At 64.1% G+C, this 26,209-nt stretch carries 23 protein-coding genes; 9 read left to right on the top strand and 14 right to left on the bottom strand.

Annotated features, from left to right (window positions below):
- The first annotated feature begins 22 nt into the window (after window positions 1–22).
- The 3 genes from AB4Y34_RS00395 to AB4Y34_RS00385 all read left to right on the top strand — a co-directional run bounded on the left by AB4Y34_RS00395 (window position 23) and on the right by AB4Y34_RS00385 (window position 3,566).
- Window positions 23–1,528, top strand: a complete 1,506-nt coding sequence (locus AB4Y34_RS00395) for a PepSY-associated TM helix domain-containing protein (RefSeq protein WP_368714885.1) — start codon at window positions 23–25, stop codon at window positions 1,526–1,528.
- A gap of 101 nt (window positions 1,529–1,629) precedes the next feature.
- Window positions 1,630–2,424, top strand: coding sequence for a DeoR/GlpR family DNA-binding transcription regulator (locus AB4Y34_RS00390; RefSeq protein ID WP_368714884.1), 795 nt, complete (start codon window positions 1,630–1,632; stop codon window positions 2,422–2,424).
- Window positions 2,421–3,566, top strand: a complete 1,146-nt coding sequence (locus tag AB4Y34_RS00385) for an MFS transporter (RefSeq protein WP_368714883.1) — start codon at window positions 2,421–2,423, stop codon at window positions 3,564–3,566. The genes AB4Y34_RS00390 and AB4Y34_RS00385 overlap by 4 nt, the downstream gene beginning before the upstream one ends.
- Window positions 3,567–3,572: 6 nt before the next feature.
- Here AB4Y34_RS00385 and AB4Y34_RS00380 read toward each other — a convergent pair whose 3' ends face one another.
- From AB4Y34_RS00380 to AB4Y34_RS00330, 11 genes are all read right to left on the bottom strand, one after another.
- Complete coding sequence (locus AB4Y34_RS00380; protein WP_368714882.1) at window positions 3,573–4,439, bottom strand: sterol desaturase family protein; 867 nt, start codon at window positions 4,437–4,439, stop codon at window positions 3,573–3,575.
- Window positions 4,440–5,152: 713 nt separating this feature from the next.
- Window positions 5,153–5,362 carry a hypothetical protein gene (locus AB4Y34_RS00375; protein ID WP_368714881.1) on the bottom strand — a complete coding sequence of 70 codons (210 nt, stop codon included), beginning with the start codon at window positions 5,360–5,362 and terminating at the stop codon, window positions 5,153–5,155.
- A 42-nt stretch (window positions 5,363–5,404) separates the two neighbouring features.
- Window positions 5,405–5,632: a hypothetical protein gene (locus AB4Y34_RS00370; protein WP_176106509.1), complete on the bottom strand. Its 228-nt coding sequence runs from the start codon at window positions 5,630–5,632 to the stop codon at window positions 5,405–5,407.
- A 96-nt stretch (window positions 5,633–5,728) separates the two neighbouring features.
- A complete protein-coding gene (locus AB4Y34_RS00365; RefSeq protein ID WP_368714880.1) occupies window positions 5,729–5,872 on the bottom strand; it encodes a hypothetical protein in 144 nt (47 codons plus the stop codon).
- A 59-nt stretch (window positions 5,873–5,931) separates the two neighbouring features.
- Window positions 5,932–6,222, bottom strand: coding sequence for a hypothetical protein (locus tag AB4Y34_RS00360; RefSeq protein WP_176120235.1), 291 nt, complete (start codon window positions 6,220–6,222; stop codon window positions 5,932–5,934).
- 246 nt (window positions 6,223–6,468) lie between these two features.
- Window positions 6,469–6,801 carry a DUF2322 family protein gene (locus tag AB4Y34_RS00355; protein ID WP_176379372.1) on the bottom strand — a complete coding sequence of 111 codons (333 nt, stop codon included), beginning with the start codon at window positions 6,799–6,801 and terminating at the stop codon, window positions 6,469–6,471.
- A gap of 320 nt (window positions 6,802–7,121) precedes the next feature.
- Window positions 7,122–7,973 carry a carbohydrate ABC transporter permease gene (locus tag AB4Y34_RS00350; RefSeq protein ID WP_368714879.1) on the bottom strand — a complete coding sequence of 284 codons (852 nt, stop codon included), beginning with the start codon at window positions 7,971–7,973 and terminating at the stop codon, window positions 7,122–7,124.
- Between the two features lie 10 nt (window positions 7,974–7,983).
- Complete coding sequence (locus tag AB4Y34_RS00345) at window positions 7,984–8,964, bottom strand: carbohydrate ABC transporter permease (protein ID WP_176379369.1); 981 nt, start codon at window positions 8,962–8,964, stop codon at window positions 7,984–7,986.
- Between the two features lie 61 nt (window positions 8,965–9,025).
- Window positions 9,026–10,279, bottom strand: a complete 1,254-nt coding sequence (locus AB4Y34_RS00340; RefSeq protein WP_368714878.1) for an ABC transporter substrate-binding protein — start codon at window positions 10,277–10,279, stop codon at window positions 9,026–9,028.
- A gap of 88 nt (window positions 10,280–10,367) precedes the next feature.
- On the bottom strand, window positions 10,368–12,344 hold the full coding sequence (locus AB4Y34_RS00335; RefSeq protein ID WP_368714877.1) for a beta-galactosidase: 1,977 nt from the start codon (window positions 12,342–12,344) through the stop codon (window positions 10,368–10,370).
- A 20-nt stretch (window positions 12,345–12,364) separates the two neighbouring features.
- The gene (locus AB4Y34_RS00330; RefSeq protein WP_176379366.1) at window positions 12,365–13,516 is read right to left on the bottom strand and encodes an ABC transporter ATP-binding protein; all 1,152 of its coding nucleotides are present in this window, start codon (window positions 13,514–13,516) and stop codon (window positions 12,365–12,367) included.
- Between the two features lie 194 nt (window positions 13,517–13,710).
- Between AB4Y34_RS00330 and AB4Y34_RS00325 the strand changes: the two genes are divergently transcribed.
- The gene (locus tag AB4Y34_RS00325; protein WP_176379365.1) at window positions 13,711–14,754 is read left to right on the top strand and encodes a LacI family DNA-binding transcriptional regulator; all 1,044 of its coding nucleotides are present in this window, start codon (window positions 13,711–13,713) and stop codon (window positions 14,752–14,754) included.
- A 61-nt stretch (window positions 14,755–14,815) separates the two neighbouring features.
- On the opposite strand, the gene AB4Y34_RS00320 is transcribed toward AB4Y34_RS00325, so the two are convergent.
- Window positions 14,816–16,024, bottom strand: coding sequence for an MFS transporter (locus AB4Y34_RS00320; RefSeq protein WP_176379363.1), 1,209 nt, complete (start codon window positions 16,022–16,024; stop codon window positions 14,816–14,818).
- 449 nt (window positions 16,025–16,473) lie between these two features.
- Here AB4Y34_RS00320 and AB4Y34_RS00315 point away from each other — a divergent pair, with 449 nt between their 5' ends.
- The 4 genes from AB4Y34_RS00315 to AB4Y34_RS00300 all read left to right on the top strand — a co-directional run bounded on the left by AB4Y34_RS00315 (window position 16,474) and on the right by AB4Y34_RS00300 (window position 20,673).
- Complete coding sequence (locus AB4Y34_RS00315; RefSeq protein WP_176379362.1) at window positions 16,474–17,475, top strand: sugar ABC transporter substrate-binding protein; 1,002 nt, start codon at window positions 16,474–16,476, stop codon at window positions 17,473–17,475.
- Window positions 17,476–17,572: 97 nt separating this feature from the next.
- A complete protein-coding gene (locus AB4Y34_RS00310; protein ID WP_176106521.1) occupies window positions 17,573–18,562 on the top strand; it encodes an ABC transporter permease in 990 nt (329 codons plus the stop codon).
- A gap of 56 nt (window positions 18,563–18,618) precedes the next feature.
- Window positions 18,619–19,386, top strand: coding sequence for an ATP-binding cassette domain-containing protein (locus AB4Y34_RS00305; protein ID WP_176379565.1), 768 nt, complete (start codon window positions 18,619–18,621; stop codon window positions 19,384–19,386).
- Between the two features lie 42 nt (window positions 19,387–19,428).
- Window positions 19,429–20,673, top strand: a complete 1,245-nt coding sequence (locus AB4Y34_RS00300) for an ROK family transcriptional regulator (protein ID WP_176120224.1) — start codon at window positions 19,429–19,431, stop codon at window positions 20,671–20,673.
- 5 nt (window positions 20,674–20,678) lie between these two features.
- Here the strand turns inward: AB4Y34_RS00300 and AB4Y34_RS00295 are convergent, their stop codons facing one another.
- Window positions 20,679–23,792 (bottom strand): transglycosylase domain-containing protein, encoded by a 3,114-nt coding sequence (locus AB4Y34_RS00295; protein ID WP_368714876.1) that lies wholly within the window; start codon window positions 23,790–23,792, stop codon window positions 20,679–20,681.
- 309 nt (window positions 23,793–24,101) lie between these two features.
- Window positions 24,102–25,055, bottom strand: a complete 954-nt coding sequence (locus AB4Y34_RS00290; protein ID WP_176379359.1) for a LysR family transcriptional regulator — start codon at window positions 25,053–25,055, stop codon at window positions 24,102–24,104.
- Window positions 25,056–25,214: 159 nt separating this feature from the next.
- Here AB4Y34_RS00290 and AB4Y34_RS00285 point away from each other — a divergent pair, with 159 nt between their 5' ends.
- Window positions 25,215–26,147 carry a dihydrodipicolinate synthase family protein gene (locus AB4Y34_RS00285; RefSeq protein ID WP_176379358.1) on the top strand — a complete coding sequence of 311 codons (933 nt, stop codon included), beginning with the start codon at window positions 25,215–25,217 and terminating at the stop codon, window positions 26,145–26,147.
- The last annotated feature ends 62 nt before the right edge of the window (window positions 26,148–26,209 follow it).

The following is a 26,209-nucleotide window of genomic DNA, read 5'->3' as shown; positions in this document are numbered from 1 at the left end:
CCATTTGCCCGACGAGGATTTCATGTCCACGACTCCAACCGCCGAACCCGTACGTACGCAGAACAGTACGGCCGCTGCCGCCGCCAGCGGCCCCGCACATCCAGGCTATAGAACACTGTGGCGCTGGCATTTTTATGCGGGCCTGTTCGTGATGCCGTTTCTGCTCGTGCTCGCCATCACCGGCACGCTCTATTGCTTCCAGCCGCAGATCGAGCCGCTGCTGTATCGGCAGCAAATGGTCGTTGCACCGCAAGCGGTGGCGAGACTGCCCGACAGCATGCTGCTCGCGCGAGCGCGCGCGGCGCTGCCGCCCGGCTCGGTCGCGACGACCGCCGCGATCACACGCGATCCGCAACGCAGCGCCGAATTCGTGTTTCGGCTCGCGGACGGCACGCAGCAGAGCGTCTATCTGAATCCATACAACGGCGATGTGCTGGGCACGCTGAGCGTCGAGCGTCGCTTGATGCAGGTGGATCGCCTGATTCATCGCAAGCTGCTGCTCGGCAAGCCCGGCGAGCTGCTGATGGAACTGGCCGCATGCTGGACGCTCGTGATGATCGGCACCGGCATCGCGCTATGGTGGCCGCGCGGCAAAACGACCGCGCGCGCTGTGCTTCTGCCGCGCCTGGCGCTGAGAGGACGTCCGCTATGGAAAAGTCTTCACGCGGTGATCGGCATCTGGCTCGCGCTGGGCGCGCTGGCGTTCGTATTGACCGGTCTGCCGTGGACCGGCTCATGGGGCAAGCAGTTCAAGGCGTTTGCGACCGCGACGAAGCTGGGCGCGCCGCCGGGCGCGTGGGGCGGTTTGCCATTGCGCTCCATCGTGCCAGGAGCGCAATCAGAACAGGCCGACCACGCGAGCGGCACGAGCGCGCATGCCACGCATGCCGACATGGACTCGATGCCCGGCATGGTGATGGACGATCTGCCGTTGCCGCTGACGCCGTGGGCCGCGGGCAACTCCAGCGTGCCCTCTTCCTCGAACAGCGACGCGGCACAGCCTCTGTCGCTCGGTCATATCGTTGCGCTCGCCGCGTCGCTCGGCATCTCGGACGGCTACAGCATCGTGCTGCCGAATTCCGCAACCGGCGTCTACACGCTTTCCTGGTTTCCCGCGAATCCGCGAGACGAACGCACGCTGTACGTCGACCAATACAGCGGCGCGATCCTGAAGGACATTCGCTACGGCGATTACGGGGCGATCGCGAAGGCCGTGTCGTACGGCACGTCGCTGCATATGGGACGCTACTTCGGCGTCGCGAATCAGATACTGTGCGCGGCCATTTCGCTCGGCCTTGCCGCGCTCGCTGTGACCGGCTTCGTGATGTGGTGGAAACGCCGGCCGCAACGCTCGCTCGGCGCGCCGTCGCGCGAGCGCGCCGCGCCGCCCATGCATGGCTGGAAAGCCGGCCTCGTGCTGCTCGGCGTCGTGTTCCCGCTGATGGGCGCGACGCTCGTCGCGGTGTGGCTGCTCGATCGGCTGGTTTTCGGCCGTGACTCGCGACCGAAATTGAACGAAGTCGCCTGAAACCAGGGCAAGCCGCGTGAGGCTGCGCTTGCGCTTCACGAGCGTTTACGATACATTTTGCTCGTTTATGATCGATTTGCACCGAAACGGAGACGAGACCCATGCAGCGAACCCGGGAAGAAGCGATCAACGGGCTACTACCGGAGCAGCGCGAAGCGCTGATTCTGGAGCGATTGCGCACGCATGGTCGCGTGCTCGCGGCCGAGCTTGCCGCCGAACTGCAGGTCTCCGAGCACACGGTGCGTCGCCATCTGCGCGATCTCGCGGATCAAGGCCACTGCAAGCGGGTGTATGGCGGTGCGCTGCTGATGTCGCCAGCAGACAAACCCGCGGCGCTGCGCATGCACGAGGCCGTCGATCGCAAGGCACGCCTTGCCGCGGCGGCCGTGTCGATCGTTCGTCCGAAGCAGATCGTGCTGCTCGACGCGGGTTCGACGAACGTCGCGATCGCGGCGGCGCTGCCCGACGACGCCGGCCTGACCGTCGTCACCAATTCGCCCGACGCGTGCGCGCGGCTGCTGAACCGACCGGGGATCGACGTGATACTGATCGGCGGCCGCATCGCCGGGGGCGCGGCGGGCTCGCTCGGCGCGACCGCGCTGCTGCAGGTCCAGCAGATCCGCGCGGATCTCTGTTTTCTCGGCGCCTGCGCCTTCGATCCCGACGAAGGCGTCGCCGCATTCCACGCTGAAGATGCAGAACTGAAACGCGCGATGGTCAAAGCGAGCGGCCAGATCGCCATCGCGCTGACCTCGGAAAAGCTGATTACCGCGGCGCCGTTCGCGGTAGCGCCGGCTTCGTCGGTCGATTATCTGTTCGTCGAAGCGGACGTACCGGGCGCGCGTATCGCGAGCCTCGAGGCCGTCTGCGATAACGTGATGGTGGCACGCCCATGAACTCACTCGTCAGGGAACGCATCGCGACGCTCGCCGTCTTTCTCGCCAACGGTTTCGGCATCGGCGCATGGGCGGTCGAGGTGCCGCGCATCAAGGAAAGCCTGGCGCTCAGCGACACCTCGCTCGGCATCGCGCTTTTCTGCTTCGCGCTCGGCGCCATCGTTGCGATGCCGCTCGCGGGACAGCTCGCGCCGCGCGTCGGCAGCGGCCGCGCCACCGCGCTGCTCGGCGCGGCGTTCGCGATCGCGCTGCCGTTGCCCGCGGTCGCGCCCGGCATGCTGACGTTGTGCGTGGTGCTGTTTGCGCTCGGCGCGTCGAATGGCGCGCTCGACGTGTCGATGAACGGACATGCGAGCGCGATCGAAACACGCTGGCGCGCGCCGATCATGTCGTCGTTTCATGCCGCGTGGAGCGCGGGCGGACTGCTCGGCGCGGCGAGCGGCGCGATGCTGCAGAAAGGCGGCGTCGGCGTCCTGGGCGGGCTGCTCGTCCCCGATCTGTTCATCGCGGCCCTGATCATTTTCGCTGCATGGTTTGCGTTGCGCGATATCGGTCCCCGCGCGGCCGCCGCGTCGAGCGGCTTCGCGTGGCCCGACAGCGCCGTGATGAAACTGGCGCTGCTCGCGTTCATGTGCATGCTCGTGGAAGGCGCGGTGGCCGACTGGAGCGCGGTGTACCTGCGCTCCACGTTGAACCAGGAAGCGAGCATTGCCGCGATCGGCTACTCCGCGTTCGCGTTTTCGATGGCGGCGTGCCGGATCGCAGGCGACGCGTCGGTGCGGCGCTTCGGCTCGAGCAAGGTCGTCGCGCTCGGCGGTCTGATCGCGTTCGCCGGACTCGCGCTGGTGCTGAGCCTGCCGACGGTGCTGACCGCCTGCGTCGGCTTCGCGATGGTCGGCATCGGTCTCGCGAATATCGTTCCGGTGATTTTCAGCGCGGCGGGTCGTTCGAGCGCGACGCCGGCGATCGGCGTGTCGATGGCGGCCACGTTCGGCTATGCGGGCTTTCTGGTCGGGCCGCCGCTGATCGGTTTCGGCGCCGGCGTGCTCGGCTTGCGCGCGGCCTTGGGTGTGCTCGTCATGGCCACGCTGATCGTGTCGCTGCTGGGCGGCAAGGCGGTGCGCGGCGCGCAACCCGCTTAGCCAGTGCTATTTCGCTTTCTTGTCGAGCACGGCAAGCGGCTTGCGAACGGGTAACGCATCGCGTCCTGCATGCTGACCCAATGGCCAGCTGAACGCGCCGAGCAGTGAGCTCGGCTGCGTGCCATCGTCGAGACCGGTGGCGGGCCACTCGTGTTTCGCGGGCACCCAGCGCGTGCCGAACACGTGATCCCACATCGGCAATAGCTGCGTGAAGTTGTGATTGAGATGCTCGGCGCGAATCGAGTGATGCAAACGGTGATACTGCGGATTGTTGACCCACGTGACGTAGCGGCCGAGGTCCACGCGCAAATTTAGATGCGCGAAGTAGTTGCCGAACATGAACACGATCGACGTCGCACCGACGATCCACGGCTCGACCTTGAACAGTACCCCGACGAGCGGATAAAGCAGGCAGCCCTTGATGAGCACTTCGATCCAGTGATGCCGCAACGTGATCGTCACGTTGAAATCCACCGCGCTATGGTGCAGCGAATGCAGCTTCCACAAGATGGGCCACGTGTGCTGCAAGCGATGAAACGCGTATTCGAGGCAATCGATCGTCAACAGTACGATCACGAACGAAGCGAGCGCGCCCCACCCGTGCGACACCAGCACCACCATGCCGCCGCCGAGTGCATTCACGATCGCGACGCTTGCGGCCGCGGTCAGCGGCTTCGTGGCTTCAACCAACGCCAGATACAGGCCCGCGTACGCCATGTTCAGACGCTGCCCTGCGCGCGATTGCAGCAATGCGGCCGGCCAGCGGCGCTCGAGCAACGCGCCGAGTCCCATTATGACCAGCACGAGCGCACAGCCTTGCAGCCACAGGCTCGCGTGGTGCAGCAATGCCGGAAACGGGCTCGACGCTAACATAGCATTCCCTGATGCAGCGGCTGCATACCGTGTAGAGGAGCGTTAGCATGATCTTCGCAGTCCGCTGGTCCGCGCGCAAGCGCCCTTTCGCTCGGGCCGCCGCGCATTCGGCTGCACCCGCAAGCACAAAAAAAATGGCGGGGTCATCGCTTCACGCCGTCACGATCGCGAGCGGACGTTAAATACAGCCGTATCGTCCGCTTGCGTCGTCGTTGTTTGTCGACATCCGTTTGGTGGTGGCCCCGCCGTACTTCGCATGTTGCGCCAGGCTCCCGAGCGCGAATCGCGAAGACGTTTGCTGCCGTCGGCATTTGTTCACTGCGTGAAATTCCGGCTGCAACATGTGTAGTTCTTGTGCCGGACTTATTGCAACGGCTATGCCATGCTGGGACAAAGCGTTGCCAGGTATGGACGAATGCGTACCGATGCACTTCGAAGCGGGCCTGATCGCACGCGATGCATCGGAAATGAGACGCCGCGCGAATGTTCCGACGAGCTCGTGCTGGTTCGCACACGTCGTTCGACGTGCGCGGGAATACCCGAACGCGGATTGACAGGTCAAGGTTTGCGACACGTATCGGCCAGAATCGCCGGAGCGCGATGCGACGAAAGAGTACCTGGGTCAGGCGGACCGGCGCGTCGCAAAGTTGAGACGACAAATGGCTTACAGCAGCGCGGTCAATTGCGCGACCCGCAACTCGAACTGCCGCAATTCATCGGCGGCAAGCGCCTTCTTCTGCGGCAGGTCGCTCGAACGCGGGCCCCGTGTTGACGCCGTCTTTCGAGTAGTAGAGCGGTTGACCTTGCGGATTCTTGTGAAGGAACACGTCGTGCGCGGTCGAGCCCCCTACGATGCGCACCGCGAGCGGTTCGCGCGCTGCGTCTTTGCCGTTGTCGCTACTGGTGTCGAAGACGGCGCTCACGCGGTCGCCAGCTTTCAGATCGCGCGACAGATCGCGGCCGGGTCAAGACAACGAAGCAAGCATGTTCGACAGACGCCGGACATGGGCCTTGAACGCGTCGCTCGTTTCGCGGTTCGTGGTGGGATTCAGATGCGAGCTTTCGGCGAGTTCCGCCTGCTCGTGAAAATCGTTGGCGATTTTGCGCTTGATGTCGTCAGGCAGCGACCGCACGATGGAGACCAGCAAAGCCTCTTCGGCATGCAGCATGCCGAGAATCGAATGTGTGTCCATACGAGAACCTCCGGGGGAACATCGTCGGTGCCGGCCGGCAGTGGCGCCGGCGCTCTTCATGTTACCCCGTTGATTCCGCGTCGTCTGACGTGCGCGTCACTCGGCGATCGAATAGCGCGACGGACGGGCGCGCGGCTGTTGTCCCTCAGGCTCGACGCGCGGACTCGCGCCGCGGATGAACAGGACCGCGCAAAACGCGATCATGGCCCAGATGCAAAGAAAGACGGTCAAAGCGCTCATGTCAGCTTCCGGAACTTCGGGACTGCGGGTTAGTACTGGGTTTGCTGCCGCGTTCGCCGTCAATGCAGCGTGGAGCGCTCGGGCGCACCGAACAGCAGCTCATCGATCAGGGCGGTGGTGAACGTCAGCTGCGTTTCGAGCGATTGGCGCGCGGCTTGCGCACCCGCTTCGTCGCTTCGGGCGACGGCCGCGTGTGCCTGCGTGGCGAGACGCAGGATGGCTTCGGAACCGCGTTGCAGTTCGCGCATTGCGAGGTCGTCAGGACCCAGCGTCGGCTGATCCCATTCCGAGGTGGTGAGTTCAGGCAGGTCGGCGTCGAACCGGCGGGGTTTGTTGTGACGGGAAGACATCCGGGGCTCCTGACGGAAAAGCGCGATATACGCGACGGGACGAACTCAGTGTGCGCCGCCCCCCGGCGTTTCAATTCGCCGAACAGAAGCCGAATCTGAAGCTAATCCGGGGGGTTCGAGAAAAACGAGGGTTTTTACCGGGCACTCAGCACTGGCAGGCCGCAAATCCCGTCGCCGGGGAGTCGGAATTTGCGACAGCGGTAGGAAAACGTCTAGCTTGTGGAAGCGGAAAAGACTCGAGCGGCCTTAAGCTGCCGGAACCACGTCGATGCGCAATGCCTCGCCGCCGGCGGCAATCGCCAGCAGGTGATCGACGTTCGGATGGGCGCCCGGACGGTTGCGCGCGTCGTCCGTATGCTCGGCGAACAGCGCGAGGCCGTGTTCGGCCGCCTTCGCGTCGAGCGTGCCGAACGCGCCGCGCAGGTAGTTGTACACCGCGAGCGAGCCCTGCTTGCCCGGTTTGTTCTCGATGCTAGCGACCACGGCACCGCGGCCGTTGACCAGATCGATGCGTGCGATGCCGTCGATTGCCGGCATTCTGGCGAGATTTTCCTTGAAAACGTTGCTCGGTTCGATCATTGAAACCACTCCTTCCGTTCTAAAAATGCATGGCGGGCCGTATCTTATCCGATGGGCCGCGAGCGGGTGAACCTGCGGCCGCGACCTGGTTTTCCCAGCGAATGTTTCGCGCGGGCCATGACCTCGACAAACCAGAGATAGGGGTAGCAGCAATACCGGTAGCAGAAGTTGCCTTGTTAAGGAATCTCCGAGTCGGAACAATGCGGCATCGTGAAAGCGTTGATTGATAAGCCAGCAGGCGGGCAGCAATCGAGCACGCCGAAAAAAAGCCCGCTTGCGCGGGCAACCCTTCTCTGCGCAGCATCGCCACGCGCCAACATCTACCCCTTCGTCGCGCCAAACGTCAGTCCCGCGACAAAATGCTTCTGCATCGCGAAGAACATCATCACCGATGGCAGCGCCGCCAGAATCGATCCCGCCGAAACGAGATTCCACGCGGTCGTCCACTGCCCTTTCAGCGCGGCCACGCCGACCGTGATCGGCGCGGCGTCATCGCCTTGCGTCAGACACAGGGCCCAGAAATAGTCGTTCCACACGAACGTGAACACGAGGATCGCCAACGCCGCGAGCGCCGGACGAATCAGCGGCAGCACGATCCTGAAGAACACGGTCCATTCGTTCGCCCCTTCGATGCGCGCCGCCTCGACCAGTTCGAACGGCAGCTGCTTGATGAAGTTGCGCAGAAACAGCGCGCAAAAGCCGGTTTGGAACGACACATGAAACAGAATCAGCGCGCTCACGGTATTGAACAGCCCGAGTTGCAACGACAGATCGCGCACCGGAATCATCAACACCTGGATCGGCACGAAGTTGCCCGCGACGAACGTCGCGAACAACGTGGAATTGCCACGAAAGCGATAGATCGCCAATGCAAAGCCCGCCATCGCCGCGAGTGCGATCGAGCCCACTACCGAAGGCACCGTGATCAGCACGCTGTTCCAGAAGTAATGCAGCATCGGCGACGTCGTCAACGCCTCGCGATAGTTGTCGAACATCGCGAAGCGCTTCGGCCATCCCCAGTAATTGCCCTCGCTTAGTTCTTCGGTCGAACGCACGGACGTAACCAGCACCGCGATCATCGGCAACAGCCAGATCAGGAGTGCAATCGGCAACGTCAGTTTGTATGCACGGCGCGTGGCCGGCTTCCATTTGTCGATCGGAATCGGAAACATCAGCGGCTCCTTATTGCTCGGCGCGCAGCATCCGCTGCAGGTGATAGACGATGTACACGAGCATGATGCCGAACAGCACCACCGCGATCGCCGCCGAATAGCCGATGCGGTAATACTTGATTGCCTGGTCGTACATGAAATAGGCAAGCACCGTCGAGCTTTCGAACGGACCGCCGCCCGTCATCACCGAAATCAGATCGAAGCTGCGCAGCGCGCCGATGATCGTCACGACGATCGCCATGAACGTCGTGGGCCGCAACTGCGGCAGGATCACATGCCACAGCATCGACCAGCCCTGCGCGCCTTCCATTCGCGCGGCTTCGATCTGCTCGGCGTTCAACGTGGTCAAGCCGGTCAGGTAAAGAATCATGCAATACGCGGTTTGCGGCCACAGTGCCGCGAACACGATGCCGAAGGTCGCATAGCGCGGATCGCCGAGCACCGGCACGCCGCGGCCGAGCATCATCGCGAGCAGGCCGAAGGTCGGATCGTAGAACCACGAAAAGATCAGCCCGACCACCACGCCCGACAACACGAACGGCGCGAAAAACAGCGACTTGACGATGCGGATACCGGCCACCGCCTGGTTCAGATACAGCGCGACGGCGAGCCCCATTGGCGGTGCGAGCAGGAACAGCACGAGCCAGATCAGGTTGTTCCTCAGCGCCGTATAGAACGTCGGCGTATGGACCAGCTCGATATAGTTCGCGAGACCGATGAAGGTCGGCTCGGTCATCCCGTCCCAGTTGAAGAAGCTCAGGCGGATCGTCGAGAGAATCGGCCACACCACGTACACGGCCACCATGAAGCAGGCCGGCGCGAGAAACAGGAACGCGGCGCGCCGCTGCCGCCGCGCGGTCGGCGTCGGGCCGCGCCGGCGCGACGCGACCAGTGCGCCGCCAAGCGCGCCGCCCGGCGCCGGCAAGCTCGGCCCACCGGATTCAACAGGACCGTCGACGCTATGACGGCTGACGGAATGCGACACGATCAATCTCCCGATCCGATCTGATACAACGCAATGCGTCGGACAGCGGCCTTGCGGCCGCCGCCGCTCACTTCTTGTAGATACGCTGACGCGTCTGCTCGAGCTGCGCGAGGATGTCGTCAAGTTTCGACGGATCGGAGACGAACTGCTGCATCCCCTTCATCCCTTCGTCGGCCATTTCCTTCGTCATGTCGCGATCGTAGAACTGCGCGATACCGCCCTTCGTATTCGACAGGATCTGGAAACCGATCTTCGAAATCGGTTCTTCAGGCTCCGGCGATTTGCTATTCGCCGACAACGAGCCGAGCCCCTTTGCGAGTTGTTCGCCGATCTCGGGCGTCGCGACGAAAGCAAGGAACGTGTGCGCATCGGTCTTGTTCTTCGCCTTCGACGGAATATGCAGCGATTCGACCGGCCCATCTTCGGCGGTCGGCACCTTGGAGTCGATGATCGGGAACTGGAAGTAGCCCATTTGCGGCTTCACGTTGTCCGGAAAACCGGCCGCAATGAACGTCCCCATCAGCATCATGGCCGCCTTGCCCTGGAACAGGAACGGCTGCACCGCGTCGAGATCGTAGGACAGTGAATTGTTGATGAAGTAGCCGTCGTCGATTAGCTGCTTCCATGTCGTATAGACCTTCTTCACACGCGGATCGGTGTACGGAATCTCGCCGGCCATCAGCTTCTGATGGAACGCGTTGCCGTTCAGACGCAGATCGAGATAGTCGAACCAGCCGGCGAGCGTCCAGGCGTCGCGGCCCGCCACCGCGATCGGCGTAATGCCGGCGGCCTTGAGCTTTTTCGCGGCGTCAAGAAACTCGTCCCATGTTTTTGGCTCGCCCTTGATGCCGGCCTTCTCGAACAGATCCTTGCGATAGAACATCCCCCACGAGTAGTACACGGTCGGCGCGGCATACTGCTTGCCCTTGTACGACGATGCTTCCTTCGTCGACGCATACATGCCGCTCCAGCCGTTCTTCTGCCAGTCGCCACTCAGATCATCGAACAGACCACGCTGCGCGTAATAGGCCATCCGTTCGCCGTCGTGCCAGTTGACGATATCGGGTGCGACAGTCGAAAGCCAACCCGGCAACTGAACCTTGTAGGCCTCCTCGTCGATGAACGACACCTTCACGTCGACATCGGGATGCGCCTTCTTGAACTCGTCGACCACCTGCTGCCACACCGCGCGCTGGCTCGCGCCCTTGTACGCGATGTTCAGCGCGAGTGTGCCCGCCTGTGCGGTGCTGACGACGGAGGTCCCCGCGGCGACCGCGGCCAGCGCGAGCGCCAAAAGAATCTTGCGTGGTTTCAGTTTCATCCTGACTGTCTCCTTTATGCCAAGGTTTTTGCGACGTTGTCGCTTCTGTTTCGAATGACTGCGTGGAGTTGCTACGACTGGACTTCTATTACGAGCGGTAGATCGCTACACCTTGCGGCGCCAACTCGCGTGAACCTATCACCAAAGCGTCGTCGGGAATGTGGTCGAGCGTGCGGGCTTGATCGCCATAGTTGAACACATAGGTCAGCGCGCCGCGTCGGCTGATGCGCACGCTGTCGCCGAGCGCCTGCGTTTCGAGGCCCGCTTCCTGTGCGATCTGCGCGAACAGATGCACCGTTAGCGCGTCGTCGAACAGGCTCGCGAGGTAGTGGAACGCGCCGCTTCGCACGTACGCGGGATGACCGTCCGCGAAACGCGCGCGCACGTCGAACGAGGATGATGCATCGCTGTCGATGAAATCGCGCCAGTGTCGCGCGAAGCCATCGGCGGCACCGCCCTGCTGTTCGAGCACTACCGCTTCGGTTACGTTCGGCCGCATCGATTCGACGCGCCACACGCGCAGCGGCAACACCGACGTCAATGCGCCAGGCGGCAGATTCGCCGGAATCCGCAGGTCGCGCGTCTTCGATCCGGTGCGCGGGCCGAGCACGACCTGCGCGCCCGAGCGCGCGAGACGTTCGGCGAAATCGTCGGGCACCACCGGCAGCGGCGGCACGACGACGAGGCTATAGCCATCGAACGATGCATCGGCCGGCACGACATCGACGTCGAGTCCGAGCGAGCGCAAAGCCGAGTAGTACTCGAACGCGAAGCGCGGATAGTGAAAATCCGCGCCCTGCGGATGAATCTCGAACAGCCACTTCGCTTCGTAGTCGTAGACGAGCGCGACTTTCGAGCGGATCGACGCATTCGCATCGGCATTTGCCGCGAGCACCTTGTGGATTTCCGACGCCACCTGCGAGGCTTCATTGCCGCCGACGTCGAGCCGGTTATCGGGCGTGTTGAGCCCCGCATGCATCTGCTCCTGCGCGAACGGCGCCTGACGCCAGCGGAAGTACGACACGCAGCCCGCGCCGTGCGCGAACGCTTCCCAGCTCCACAGCCGCACCATGCCCGGCAGCGGCGCCGGGTTCCACTGCGCCCAGTTCACCGGCCCCGGCTGCTGCTCCATCACCCACAGCGGCCGCTTCGACATGCCGCGATACACGTCGTGATTGAACGACGCGAAATCCGGATGACCAGTACGCAACCAGCGCGCCTTGATTTCCGGCGCGAACCACTGTTCTTCGAGCGCGCCGAGCGGATAGCTGTCCCACGTCGCGACGTCGAGATCGGCCGCGACCTTGTAGTGATCGAATTCGGTGAAGAGCTGCATGAAGTTGTGCGCGACCGGCCGGCCCGGCGAATGCGCGCGAATGATCTCGACCTGCATGCGGTTGTAGCGCGCCACTTCGTCGGATGCGAAGCGCCGGTAGTCGAGCCGATGCGACGGATGCGCCTCGGTCACGGTGCCGACCGGCGCGTCGATTTCTTCGAAGCCGCGGTACTCCATGCTCCAGAACACCGTGCCCCATGCTTCGTTCAACGCCTCGATCGTGCGATAACGTGCTTTCAGCCACTCGCGAAAGCGCGCGAGCGCGGCCGGCGAATAGCTGACCACCGTGTAATGACAGCCGAATTCGTTATCGGTCTGCCAGAAAGCGACCGCCGGATGCTTGCCGTAGCGCTCGGCCACCGCCGTGCAGATACGGCGCGACGCCTCGAAATACGCGGGCGACGAGAAGTCGTAATGACGCCGCGAGCCGAACGCGCGTGGGCGTCCATCGGCGCCGACCGGCAGGATATCCGGATGACGATCGATCAGCCACTTCGGCGGTGTCGCGGTCGGCGTACACATGACGACCTTCAGGCCAGCCGCGCCGAGCACGTCGACGGCGCGATCGAGCCAGCCCCAATCGTATTCGCCGGGCGTCGGCTCGATGCGGCTCCACGCGAATTCTGCAATTCGCACCTGCTCGATGCCGAGCGCTTTCATCCGGCGCGCGTCGTCTTCCCACATCGACTCGGGCCAGTGCTCCGGGTAATAACAGACTCCTAAACGCATCCCTGTGTCCCCAATGTTCTTCAAGCGTAGTGTTCGACGGATTCGAGCGACGCGGCCGCGAAGCCGTCCTCGGTAAACAGATGACAGGCGGTACGTGGCACCCGCAGGCTCGCGCGATCGCCTGGGGCGAGGCGCGTGTTGCCCGGCGCCTTCGCGATCAGCACGGCCCCGCCGGGTTGATCGAGGTGCACGTAGCTGTGTTCGCCAAGCTGCTCGACGAGCGATACGGTGCGCGCGAGCACGCCGTCTTGCGACGCGGCCGATGCATCGACGAACTCCAGATGCTCGGGACGCACGCCGAGCGTGACCGGCTGCGCCTGCTGCAAGCCCGCGCTGCTGACCGGCACGCGCACGTCCTCGCCGGTGTGATCGAGCGTGACGAGCACGCCTTGCGCATCGAGCGAGGCCACCTTGCCCGGCAGGAAATTCATTCGCGGCGAGCCGATAAAGCCGGCCACGAAGCGGCTTTTCGGGCGGTGATACAACTCGAGCGGCGCGCCGATCTGCGCGATGCTGCCGTAGCGCTCGGTGTCCTTGCCCGAATGCAGCAGCACGATCTTGTCGGCGAGCGTCATCGCTTCGATCTGATCGTGCGTCACGTAGACCACGCTCGCCTTCGCGAACTGCTTATGCAGGCGTGCGATCTCGACGCGCGTTTGTCCGCGCAAGGTTGCATCGAGATTGGACAGCGGTTCGTCGAACAGAAACACGCCGGGCTCGCGCACGATCGCGCGGCCGATCGCGACGCGCTGCCGCTGCCCGCCCGACAGCGCCTTCGGCTTGCGCTCGAGCAGTGCCTCGAGTTGCAGGATGCGCGCGGCTTCATGCACCTTGCGCTCGATTTCATCTTTCGGGGTCTTCGCGAGTTTCAGGCCGAACGCCATGTTCTCGAACACGCTCATGTGCGGAAACAGCGCATAGCTCTGGAACACCATTGCGACGCCGCGTTGCGCGGCCGGCACGTCGTTGACGATCTTTCCGCCGATCGACAGGTCGCCGTCGGTCACGTCTTCGAGTCCGGCGATCATGCGCAGCAGCGTGGATTTGCCGCAGCCCGACGGGCCGAGAAACACGCAGAAGTCGTTTTCACCGATGTCCAGATCGACGTTGCGAATCACTGGCGCACCGTCGCCATACGCCTTCTGCACGCCTCGTAACGAAATGCTCGCCATTGCATCGACTCCGTGATTTAATCGGCGCGAAGTCGGAGATTAAGCGCTTAATCAGCGTGACCGAAAAAATCGACCGCAAGGCGGTCGTTGGGTCTGTCTCCGATATCGTTTTGTACCTGGTTCGAGCGCAGATGTTGCCGCGCCTCGCGCCGCGATGCAAATGCCGGACAGCCATCCCAAATACTGACCTTATCATGCCTACACTCAGCGAAGTCGCGCGTCACGCCGGCGTCACGCCTGCCACGGTGTCCAACGTGCTGCGCAATCGCGGCCGCGTCGGCGAAACGACGCGGCAACGCGTGCTCGACGCGGTCGCGGCGCTCGGCTATCGCCCGCATCTCGCCGCGCGCGCGCTCGCCGAAGGCCGCGCGCCGACGCTTGCGCTGATGGTGTCGAGCATCGCGAATCCGTTCTATCCCGAGTTTGCGCTCGCGGTCGAACGCGCCGCGCGCGCGAGCGGCCACTTCGTGATCATCTGCAATACCAACGAGGATCCGCTCAGTGGCCGCGCGTACCTCGACCAGATCGCCGGCACGCTTTCCGAAGGTGTGCTCGTGACCAACGCGAACCTGGATTTCGCCGATCTGCACAAGACCGAAGCGCGCGGCACACCAGTCGTGCTGTGCATGTGGGAGCGGCCCAGCGAGCCGCCCGGGTTGCCGTGCGTCGCGGTCGATTTCAGGCTGGCCGGCAAGCTGGCCGGCGAGCATCTGCTCGAACTCGGGCATCGGCGCTTTGGTGCGATCGTCGGCAGCAAGGCGTCGGGCATTCACGCGGCGCGCTACGAGGGTTTCGTCGACGCGTTGCGTGCGGCCGGCGTGACGAGGAATCGCGTGCGGCACGCGGTCGACACGATCCACGGCGGCTACCTTGCGACGCGCGCGCTGCTCGAAGCCGATCCGCAGCTGAGCGCGATCTTCGCGACCAACGACCTGCCCGCGCTCGGCGCGATGCACGCGGCGGCGGACCTCGGCCTGCGCGTGCCGCACGATCTGTCTGTAATCGGCATCACCGACATCCAGCTCGCGCGCGAGTCGCGTCCCGCGCTGACGACGGTGGCAGTACCGACGGTCGAGGTAGCGGTACTTGCGGTGGAACTGCTGCGCGAGCTGATCGAGACGTCGTACGGGCAAGCTGGACGCGCCGTGGGGGACGTGCCAGCGCACGTGCCAATGCGGATTTCGTCCGAGCCGAAACTGGTCGTGCGCGCATCGACGGCCGCGCCCCGCTCGCGTTGATGTGGCAGTAGCAGCCACGACGCAACGTGTAGTCGCCGACGCTCAGTCGGCTTGCCGCGCATCAACTCGCGTGACGAGGCACACGCGCACCGACCGCCAACGCAATGCAGGCCAATACCGCGGACACCGCCGCGAACGCGACGTTCGCCCACAAATGCCCGACCCGCGTCGACAGCAGCGCTATGCCGACCGCCGGCAACGAGTTGCCGGTGTAACAGCACAGCAGATACGCCGATAGCAATTCGGCGCGTTGGTCCGCGGGCGCGATCCGGTTGACCTCCTGCAAGCTGCCGCGAAACCCGAGCGCGGCTGCGATGCCACACAACGCCGTCGCCGCGCTCAGCACCACGATCGACGCGGCGACCTGCGCCCACAGCAGCAACGCCAGACTCGGCGGCAACAGCCAGAGACCGGCGAACATCGCGGTGCGGGCGGCGAGTTTCGACGTGACCATCACCGTGATCGTGCTCGCGGCGAACAGTTCGGCGACGAGCGCCCCGCTCAGCGCGGGGCTATGCAGATGCATGCTGTTCGCGATCAGATTGGGCAGCAGCGCCGCGAAAAAGCCGAGCAGCGCGAAGGTCGCGAATGCGGTGACGGCAGGCACGACGAATGCCACGCGCAATCGCGCGGGTACGCCGATGCGCGGCGCGAACGACACCTGTGCAAACGTCCGGGCGCGCTCCTGCACGGTTTCGCATGCGAGCGCCGCCAACGCCGCGGTGACCAGAAGCGTCAACAGATAAACGACGAACACCGTGTGCAACGGCCAGGGCGCGAACTGCGCGAGCAGTCCGGTCAGCAGCGGCCCCACTCCGAGCCCGGCCAGATTGACCGCCGCGGCAAGACGGCTGGCGGGCGCCTTGTCGGCGCCGGCGTGCAATTCCGCGATCCACGCGGTCGCCGTGGCGGCACCGACGCCGATCGCGAGTCCGCTTGCCGCTCGGGCGACGAACAGCCATGTCGCATGCGTGGCGAATAGAAAGCACATCGTGCTCGCGATCGCGGCTGCGAGCACCAGCAGAGTGACCGATCGACGGCCGGCCTGGTCGGATACGCGACCGAATAAAAACAACGCGCCGAGGTTGCCGATCACGTAGGTCGCGTACACGAGCGTGATCGTCAGCTCGGACAAGCCGAACCGGCGTTGATAGAGCGGATAGAGCGGCGTGACCATCGTGCTGCCCGCGTACAGAACGCCGATCACCAGGGCGGCGGCGCTCAGCGATGCGCGGGAGCCGAGTCGTCGCTGCCACCAATGCGAAGGCATGGGTCTCTCCGACAGGTTCACGTCCTGTCGACGCGAGCAAGAGCTGTTCCGCCGCGACCGCGCCTCCGGATTCAGCGAACCCCGAAAAAGCGCGTTACGTGCCGCGAAGTGTGTTTAAAAGCCATCGCTCAGGCTTCAAATAGCTTTCAGTCGATCCAGGACTTTCCCGAAGCCCAAACACGCTGCTTCGCACCGCAACACGCCCTCAAAGCCTTATCACGCACGCCTTACAGCCTGCACGCGGGGCGCCGCGCGGCAATTTTCCGCTTTCACATTTCCTTGACGATCGGTTGCGCGCCTGCTGTACTAAATCAACCAAAGTGATTTAGGTGATTTCCTTCGGACCACGTCGAATCGAAGCGTCATCGCCGAACGTCGACCCAGCAACTTTGCAGTTTCGATCTATCAGCAGTCTCACACGTCGTTGCCAATAACTGGAGGAGCGTCTCATGAATCTGAATTCCCACAGGCGTCCTGTCGTCAGGACAATCGTGTCGATGTGTGCCGCGGCAGCGGCGCTGTGGTGCGCGAGCGCGAGTCAGGCCGCCGACCAGCCCGTCATCGGCCTGATCACGAAGACCGATACGAACCCGTTCTTCGTCAAGATGCGCCAAGGCGCGGACGCGACCGCGTCGAAGGACGGCGCGAAACTGATCACGGCCGCCGGCAAGTTCGACGGCGACAACGCGAGCCAGGTCACCGCGATCGAAAACATGATGACGGCCGGCGCGAAAGCGATCCTGATCACGCCGAGCGACACCAAGGCGATCGTGCCGAGCATCAAGAAGGCGCGCGCGGCCGGCGTGATGGTTGTCGCGCTCGATACGCCGACCGATCCGCAGGACGCGACCGACGCCCTCTTCGCGACCGACAACTTCAAGGCCGGCGTGCTGATCGGCAAATATGCGAAGGCCGCGCTGAACGGCAAACCCGCGAAGATCGCCACGCTCGATCTCGCACCAGGCGTGTCGGTCGGCGTGCTGCGTCACAACGGCTTCCTCGAAGGCTTCGGTGTCAAGGAAGGCGATGCGTCGATCGTCTGCAGCCAGGACACGCGCGGCGATCAGGCGAAAGGCCAGACCGCGATGGAAAACTGCCTGCAGAAGGCACCCGATATCAACGTGGTCTACACGATCAACGAACCGGCCGCGGCCGGCGCGTATCGCGCGCTGAAGGCGGCGGGCAAGGACAAGGGCGTGATGATCGTGTCGATCGACGGCGGCTGCGAAGGCGTGCGCAATGTGAAGGCCGGCGCGATCGCGGCGACCTCGCAGCAGTATCCGCTGAAGATGGCCTCGCTCGGCGTCAGCGCCGGCGTCGATTACGCGAAGACCGGCAAGAAGGTCTCCGGGTATCAGGACACCGGCGTCACGCTGATCACCGATAGACCGATGTCCGGCGTCGATAGCAAGGACACGAAGTTCGGCCTCGATAACTGCTGGGGCAAGTAACGCGCATTGCACAGCGGCCCGTTGCGCGTCGTAGCGGGCCGCCATCTGATTCGCCGCGTGACCTTCAGGTCACGCTCATGTACCGAGGACTGCCATCATGTCGACCCCTTCCGCGCCCGCCGGCCGCCCGCGCCCGTCTTTCTCTGAGCATCTGCCATCGCTGACCGAAATCGGACCGTTGATCGCGCTGGTGCTGGCCTGTGCATTCTTTATTTCGCAGAGCAGCCGCTTTCTATCGTTCCAGAACCTGTCGCTGATCCTGCAACAGACGATGGTCGTCGCGGTCATCGCGATCGGCCAGACGCTGATCGTCCTGACCGGTGGCATCGATCTGTCCTGCGGCATGGTGATGGCCTTCGGCTCGATCATCATGACCAAGTTCGCGGTCGTGCTCGGCGTGCCACCCATTCTCGCAATCCTATGCGGCATCGGCGCCAGCACATTGTTCGGCTTACTGAACGGTCTGTTGATCACACGCATCAAACTTCCCGCGTTCATCGTCACGCTGGGTACGCTGAACATCGCGTTTGCGCTCACGCAGATCTACTCGAACGCGGAAAGCGTGTCGAACCTGCCCGACGCGATCATGTTCTTCGGCAGCACGTTCAGGCTCGGACCGGCGGAAGTCACGTACGGCACCGTGCTGACGCTGCTGATGTATCTGGCCACGTGGTTCGTGCTGCGCGACACAGTGCCCGGCAGGCATCTGTACGCGCTCGGCAACAACGCCGAGGCCGCGCGGCTGATGGGCCTGTCGTCGCAGCGGATTCTGCTGATCGTCTACACGCTCGCCGGCGCGATCTATGGCATCGCCGCGCTGCTGTCGGTAGCGCGCACCGGCGTCGGCGACCCGCAGGCCGGGCAAACCGAGAACCTCGACAGCATCACCGCGGTCGTGCTCGGCGGCACGAGTCTGTTCGGCGGACGCGGATCGATCGTCGGCACCTTGCTCGGAGCGCTGATCGTCGGCGTGTTCCGTAACGGCCTGACGCTGATCGGTGTGTCCTCGGTGTACCAGGTCTTGATCACCGGCATCCTCGTGATTCTCGCGGTCGCCGCCGATAAACTCTCGCACCGCGGCCGTTGATCCCGCACAGGAGCCTTGTCATGCTGACCTCCACCTCCCCTTCCACGTCCGCCGGCATGCCGGTTCTGCAAGCACGCGGGCTCGTCAAACGATATGGCAACGTGACCGCGCTCGACGGTTGCGATTTCGAAGTGCTGCCGGGCGAAATCCTCGCGGTGATCGGCGACAACGGCGCGGGCAAATCGTCGCTGATCAAGGCGCTTTCCGGCGCCACGGTGCCCGACGAAGGCGAGATTCTGCTCGACGGCAAACCGGTCAAGTTCCGCAGTCCCCTCGATGCACGCGCTCAAGGAATCGAGACCGTGTACCAGGAACTCGCGGTCGCACCGGCGATGAGCATCGCCGAAAACCTGTTTCTCGCGCGCGAATTGCTGAAGCCAGGCTGGCGCGGCTCGCTGTTCAAGATGATCGACAAGCGCCGCATGCTCGACGAAGCGACCGCGGCCATGAAAGACTTGCAAATCGGCATCCGCTCGATGCGCCAGGCGGTCGAAACGCTGTCCGGCGGTCAGCGCCAGGGCGTCGCGGTGGCACGCAGCGCGGCGTTCGCGCGTCACGTCGTGATTCTCGACGAGCCCACCGCCGCGCTCGGCGTGAAGGAAGGCAACATGGTGCTCGAACTGATCCGGCGCGTGCGCGATCGTGGTTTGCCGGTGATCCTGATCAGCCACAACATGCCGCACGTGTTCGAGATCGCCGATCGCATCCATATTCAGCGGCTCGGCCGGCGCGCGGCGCTCGTCAATACGAAGGACGTGCACATGTCGGAAGCGGTCGCGATCATGACCGGCGCGAAGGAAGCCGACGTGAAGGCAATCGCGTGACGCGCCGCTCAACCCGCTGAGCCACGAGGCCGATACACGACGATGGACACTTCCAGCACCAGCCCGCGTTCGCCGGTCAAACGCACGGTCGGCTCGAATCAGGTCGGCATGCGGCAATTCAACGAGCGGATCGTGCTGCAAACGATCCGCTTGCATGGCCCCCTGCCGAAGGCCGAGGTCGGCCGCCTCACGCGTCTTTCGATGCAGACGGTGTCGATGATCGTCGATCGGCTGATCGCCGACGGCCTGCTCGAAAAACAGGCGCGCGTGCGCGGCAAGATCGGCCAGCCGTCGGTGCCGATCGCGTTGCGCGCGGACGGCGCGTACACGATCGGCATCAAGGTCGGACGCCGCAGTCTCGACGTGCTCGCGATGGACTTCGCCGGGCGCATCGTGTGCCGCGACGTGTTCGAGTATGCGTATCCCGACCCGCGAACGCTGTTCCCCGCGCTCGAAAGCAAACTCGCGCGCGTGAACCAGACGCTCGGTGCGAAGGCCGGCAAAGTGGTTGGCGTCGGCGTCGCGGCGCCGTTGTGGCTCGGCGGCTGGCGCGACTTTCTCGGCGCGCCGCCCGGCGCGCTCGAAGCCTGGAACGACATCGATCTGCGCGCGCGCATCGCGACGATAACCGGCCTGCCCGTCGAGTTCGCCAAAGACACCACGGCCGCGTGCGCGGCCGAACTCGTGATGGGCCAGGGCCGCGGCATCCACAACTTTCTGTATCTGTTCGTCGGCACGTTCATCGGCGGCGGACTCGTGATCGACGGCCGTCTGCACGGCGGTCCGCACGACAACGCCGGCGCGGTCGGTTCGATCCCGCTGCGCGAGGGCAGCGCACGCAAACCCGCGCGGCAGTTGCTGCACGCGGCATCGGGCTTCGTGCTCGAACAACTGTTCAGCGATGCGGGCGCGCCCGCCGCCGCGGCGCACGATCATCGCGCGCTGTCGCCCGAGTTGTGGCGGCATACCGAGCAATGGCTCGATAGCGCGTGCCCGGCGATCGCAAACGCGCTAACCAACGCGGCCGCTCTGCTCGATCTCGAAGCCGTCGTGATCGACGGCGAATTCGACCGGCTATTGCTGCGCGAGATCATTCGACGCACCGAGCGCGTGCTCGATCGTTTCGAATGGGAAGGGATGGTGCGGCCGCAATTGCTGGAAGGCGCGATCGGCGCCGACGCCCGCGCGATGGGCGGTGCGATTCTGCCGCTCTATGGGCATTTCGCACCGGTCCATGAGCTGTTTCTGAAGCCGGCGGCGTCGGAGGCGGGTTTTGACGAGCGGTAAGCGGTTCAGTGCGCGGCAACTTTCGTCGCTGCTGGCGGCGCTTGCGCCGGCACCGTCGTCACGGTTTTCTGAACCGGCTTATCGAGCAACGGCTGCAACGCCGGAGCCATCGACTTCAGCAACTGCACCGCCAGCGCACTCGTGAAGTCGTAACGCGCGGCGTAGGGCTCGTGCACCCACGCGGTCAGCGTGCCGTAGAAGCGGTCGCCGAGCGCGAACACGAAAGTCGCGCTGCGATTCACCTTGCGCGACTCGATCAAGCGCGCGCCCTTCGCATACACGTTCAAGCGCTGATCGCCGGTGCCGGTCTTGCCATAGACTTCGAGCGTTTCGCCGTTCGGGAACGTCATACCTTGCGCGAGGCGCCTCGCGGTACCCCCCGTCACGACATCACGCAACAGCATCCGTACCTCGCTCGCGATCTCCGGCGACACCTGCTGCTGCGGCGCGATCACCGCGCGCCTGAAATGCGTTTCGTACGGCGTATCCTTCGCGAAGTCGATTTGCGTCAGCGTTTCGGTCGGCACCTTGTTGCCGCCGTTCGCGATCACGCCGATCAGTTGCGCGAGCGCCGCCGGACGATCGCCCGACGCGCCGATCGCCGCAGCATACGACGGCGTCAACGACGCGAACGGATAACCGAGCGCCTGCCACGATTTGCCGATCGCGTCGAACGCGCGCAGCTCGACCATGCGCTTGATGCGGCGATCCTGAGTCGCGTGATAGCGCGTCTTGAAGAGCCACGAGTAGGTGGACAGTCGCACGTCCTGGCTTGCGGTTTCGATCTGCGCGAGCGTCGCATCGGGATGCTTGCGCAGATAGTTCAGCGTCCACAGTTCGAGCGGATGCACGCTGGAGATATAGCCGCGGTCGTTCAGATTGAAACGGTTGATGCCGTACTTGTCGTACAGATTCGCGAGGTCTTCGTCGTCGAGCATCGAAGCCGACGGCGTGTTCTTCAGCGCCGCGTACATCATCTTGTTGAACCAGGCGTTCGATTGATCCGGCGCGACGCTGCGCAGAGCGGTCGCCACTTTCGGCGGCGATTTGCGTACGCCGAGCAGCAACAGCGTGATCTGCTGATCGGGCGTCTTGCCGTGATACTTCGTGTAGAAACGCTTCATATACACGCGGCTTTCCTGATCGGCGAAACGCGTCAAATACATCTTGCGGGTCGCTGTATCGCCGAGCCATTCCGATGACGGCCCGGTGGTCTGCACCATTTCATAGTGCACGATATCGCGCATCAGGCGCACGAACACGAGGTTCACCGAATGCTGGAACGCACGATGCACGGTCAGGATGCGGCTGTTGTCGTCGGACTCGAAGTTCGTGAAGGTCTGCGCGCCGCCGCCCGTAAAGAACGTTTCGCCGGGGCTCGCCGAGTATTTACGCTCGACGGCGGCGTCGAGCATCGGCTGCAGCGAGTGATCGCGCGTGTGCAGCAGATAGTCGATCGCCCAGCGCGTCAGCCGATCGTTCGGATCGGGCGTGACTGCTTTCAGCTCGGCATTGCTCAGCGAGGCGTAACGGGTGTGCAGATCGGTGACGATCTGCAGATACGTGATGACGGTGCGCAGTTTCGCGGTCGAACCCAGGTTCAGGCGCGCGCCCGAATTGATGTCGAACGGCTGGTTCACGCTATCGGTCTGCACGCGCACGAGGTTCGCGTCGCCGTGCCGTTCGAAAAGCGTGAAGCTGTAGGCGATATGCGTCGGATCGTCGGACCCGCGCAGCATTTCGTAGCCGACGAGCCCCGCGGCCTTCGCGCCGTCCTTGGTCGCGGCGGCGGCGAGGCGCTCGGCGACGGCCTGTTGCACGTCATTGTTCAGCGTGCCCGTCGCCTGCACGTCGAGGCGGTCCAGTTCATAGAAGCTGCGCACGCCGAGCGCGGCGAGCAGATGCGAGCGCATCGACGTCAAGGCCTTGCGCGACACGAACGAACCGAGATCCGGCGTGCTGCGCGGCGCGCGATGCAGTTCGACATGCGCCGCCAACGCCGCGTCGCGCAACTGCGCGGTGATCACGCCGCCACTCGCGAGCAGCCGCAGATAGCTGTCGGTCAGCCGTTCGAGCTCGGGATAGCCGCGCTGCAGGAAAAACGACGGCGCGCGCTGCGCAATCATCAGCGACAGCACTTCGCGAAACGCCAGGCCCTGGTCGGGCAGATTCGCGTCGGTCGACGGCGCCTTCAGCAGACGGTTGGTCTCGCGGAAATCGCGCCCATACCAGGCGGCGAGACCATCGCCGATCCCGTTGATTTCGCCGACGCCGGGCTGCGCGGCGAGCGGCACCGAGTTCAGATAGTGCACGACGATCTGTTCGCGCGCGGGCAGTGTTTGCGGTCCATTCAGATACGCGCGCACCGACGCAGACGCGATTTGCCGCAGCTTCTCCGGCGGCGTCGCGGTGCGGCCGCCCGCCGAGTGACGGAATTTTTCGATCTGCGTCGCGAGCGTGCTGCCGCCCGGCGTCTGCTGATGACGATTGAAAACGCGCGCGCCCTGGTCGACGAGCGCGCGGCTGAAGCGCCCCCAGTCGATCGCCGGATTGCGGTTCGGCTGACCCGGATCGAGCAGATAGCGGTCTTCGATGAACAGCAGCGAGTTCACGACGAGCGGCGGAATCGCGTCGAAGCTGTCGTACACGCGGCCCGGAAACTGAGCGCTGTATAGCGGCACGCCAGTGCCGTCGAACAATTGCAGGCCTGCCGTGTCTTTTTCGTCGTAAGGCAGGAACAGGCCGTCATCGGCCAGCGACAGCATGCGTTCTGAATCGCGCGCCTGCGAGCTGATTTCGAAGCCATGCTCCAACAGGCGCTGCTGAATGGCAGGCAACAGCGCGTAGCCGAGGCGCGCATCGTACGGGCCCTTGTCGGCTTGCGGAAAGCGGATGGAATGACTGGGACCCTCGGCGACCGAGAAACCGACGTCGCGGGTCAGCTCGGAAAGGTAGCGCGCCTGCAGCCGCGAGGTCTCGATCTCGATCTGCACGAGCCGCGCAATCAGCGCCATCGCGAGCAGGAAAAACGCGGCCAGGCCCCATTTGAGCCAACGCCAACTCCGCACGGTCACGGTGCTGGTCGCGCGAAGCGGAAACCGAAGCGGTGGCCGATTCATGGCTGCTCTCCCCGAGCGATGGCCAGGATGTCCAGCCTGGCTCAGTTCATATAAACCAGTGTAGCTCGGAACGAGAAACCGTCATCGGCTCAGATTGACGCGACAGTGTCGCGGCTACAACACCCGCTGGCGTCGAATGACAAAACGCGAAGCGGCATGAGATATTGAAGGTCTTTTCACCCGAATACCAAACCGCCTTTTCGGGCGGTTTTGCCGTTTCTGGCGGCCCTTGCCGAAATAAAGTCGCTTTTTGGCTGGCATTCTTACCGGCGACCGGGCGAACGGCCGAGCAAGCCGGTGGCGGTGCGGCTAAGCTCGTGCTTTCGTCTGCGTCCGTTGTGTCTGCGCGCGCAACAGCGCGATGAACCGCTCCGCCGGCGGCGACAGCACGCCGCCCTTGCGCGTGACGATGCCGAAAGTCTGCGATGGCGATTTGAGCCTGACCGGCACGACGCGCAGCATCTTGTGCCGCACGAACGGCCCGGCAATCGCGCTCGGCAGCAGCGAAACGAGTTCGGCACTGCTTTGCAGCAGCGCGACTGTCACGAAAGTGGAAGCCGTCGAAATCGGATTGTCGGGCATGTCGAGGCCGGCGAGATCCAACTCGCGTTCGAGCAGCGCATGCAGCGGCATATGTGACGGATACATGACCCAGCGATGCCCGCCGAGCTCGCTCAACGTCATCTCGCGACGCGGCAACGGCGCATGCTGATACCCGACCACCACCGCCAACGGCTCGTCGCCGAGCGGGCGATACTGATACTTCGACGGATCGGCCGCGACCGCCGCGCGGCCGACCACCAGATCGAGCCGGCCGTCGTCGAGCTGCGCGAGCATCCGCGCGCTGGTGTCTTCAACCACCTCGATCGACAGACCCGGTTGCGCCGCATGCAACTGGTTCAGCGCGGGCACCACGCAGTCGGGAATCGCGCCCATGATCGCGCCGAGCGCGAGCCGCCCGCCACGCCCCGAACGTATTTCCGCGACGTCCTGGCAGAGCGCGGTGAGGTCCGACGTCACGACGCGCGCATAGCGGATCACGCAATGGCCGAGCTGGTTCGGGATCATGCCGCTTTTCGAGCGCTCGAAAAGCGGGGCGTCGAGCATCGATTCGAGCTCCTGCAGCGCCTTGCTCGCCGCCGATTGCGTCATCGACATCACGCCGGCCGCCTTGTGCAGCGATTTGTGATCGTCGAGCGCGATCAGCAGATGCAGCTGCTTCATGCGCAGCTTCGACAGCAGGAGGTTGAGCGTGTCTTTCATTGGGCGGGTGAGTCGCAAAAGCGATCACGATATGGAAACAATTCAATATACCTGCGAGGCCAAGCGCCGTATAGTCGCCGCAGGAGACATTCATCCAGTTGCGCCGCTCGTTCGCGGGCTCGAGCGCAATCCTTCCATCCCAGCACGGACCACATCGCCATGAGCCAAGCGTCAAACTCCCCCGCCCTGCGCGGCGTCTTCCCCGTCGTACCGACGATCTTCGACGACGCCGGCCGCCTCGACCTCGAAGGCCAGAAGCGCTGCCTCGATTTCATGATCGACGCCGGATCGAACGGTTTGTGCATTCTCGCGAACTTCTCCGAGCAGTTCGCGCTGTCCGACGACGAGCGCAGCACACTGATGCACCTCTCGCTCGAACATGTCGCGGGCCGTGTGCCGGTGATCGTCACGACCACGCACTTCAGTTCGTACCAGTGCGCGGAGCGCAGCCGCGCCGCGCAGGCCGCGGGCGCCGCGATGGTGATGGTGATGCCGCCGTATCACGGCGCGACGATCCGCATCGGCGAACGCGGCATCTACGAGTTCTATCGCACGGTGTCCGATGCGATCCAGATTCCGATCATGATCCAGGATGCGCCGGTCAGCGGCACGCCGTTGCCGGCGCCGTTCCTCGCCCGCATGGCGCGCGAGATCGACAACGTGTCGTACTTCAAGATCGAGACGCCGCAGGCCGCCAACAAGCTGCGCGAGCTGATCGAACTGGGCGGCGACGCGATCGTTGGTCCGTGGGACGGCGAGGAAGCAATCACGTTGATGGCCGATCTCGATGCTGGCGCGACTGGCTCGATGACGGGCGGCGGTTATGCGGATGGCATCCGCCTGATCATCGATGCCTATGCGGCAGGCGATACCGAGGCCGCCGCCGCGCACTATCAGCAGTGGCTGCCGCTGATCAACTACGAGAACCGCCAGGGCGGCCTCGCATCGTGCAAGGCGCTGATGAAGGAAGGCGGCGTGATCGCTTCGGACGCGGTGCGTCATCCGCTGCCGCAGATGCATCCGGCGACGCGCGAAGGGCTGTTGAAGATCGCGCGCCGGCTCGATCCGCTGGTGTTGCGCTGGGGTCGATAACACACGTTGAAATGTTGAAATGCAGCGGGATGCCCGCCGACGTGCGGGCTTCCGCGGGCTGG

Source organism: Paraburkholderia sp. BR10954, from assembly GCF_040965775.1.
Lineage (GTDB): Bacteria > Pseudomonadota > Gammaproteobacteria > Burkholderiales > Burkholderiaceae > Paraburkholderia > Paraburkholderia youngii.
This window is presented reverse-complemented; position numbering and strand designations above follow the sequence as displayed.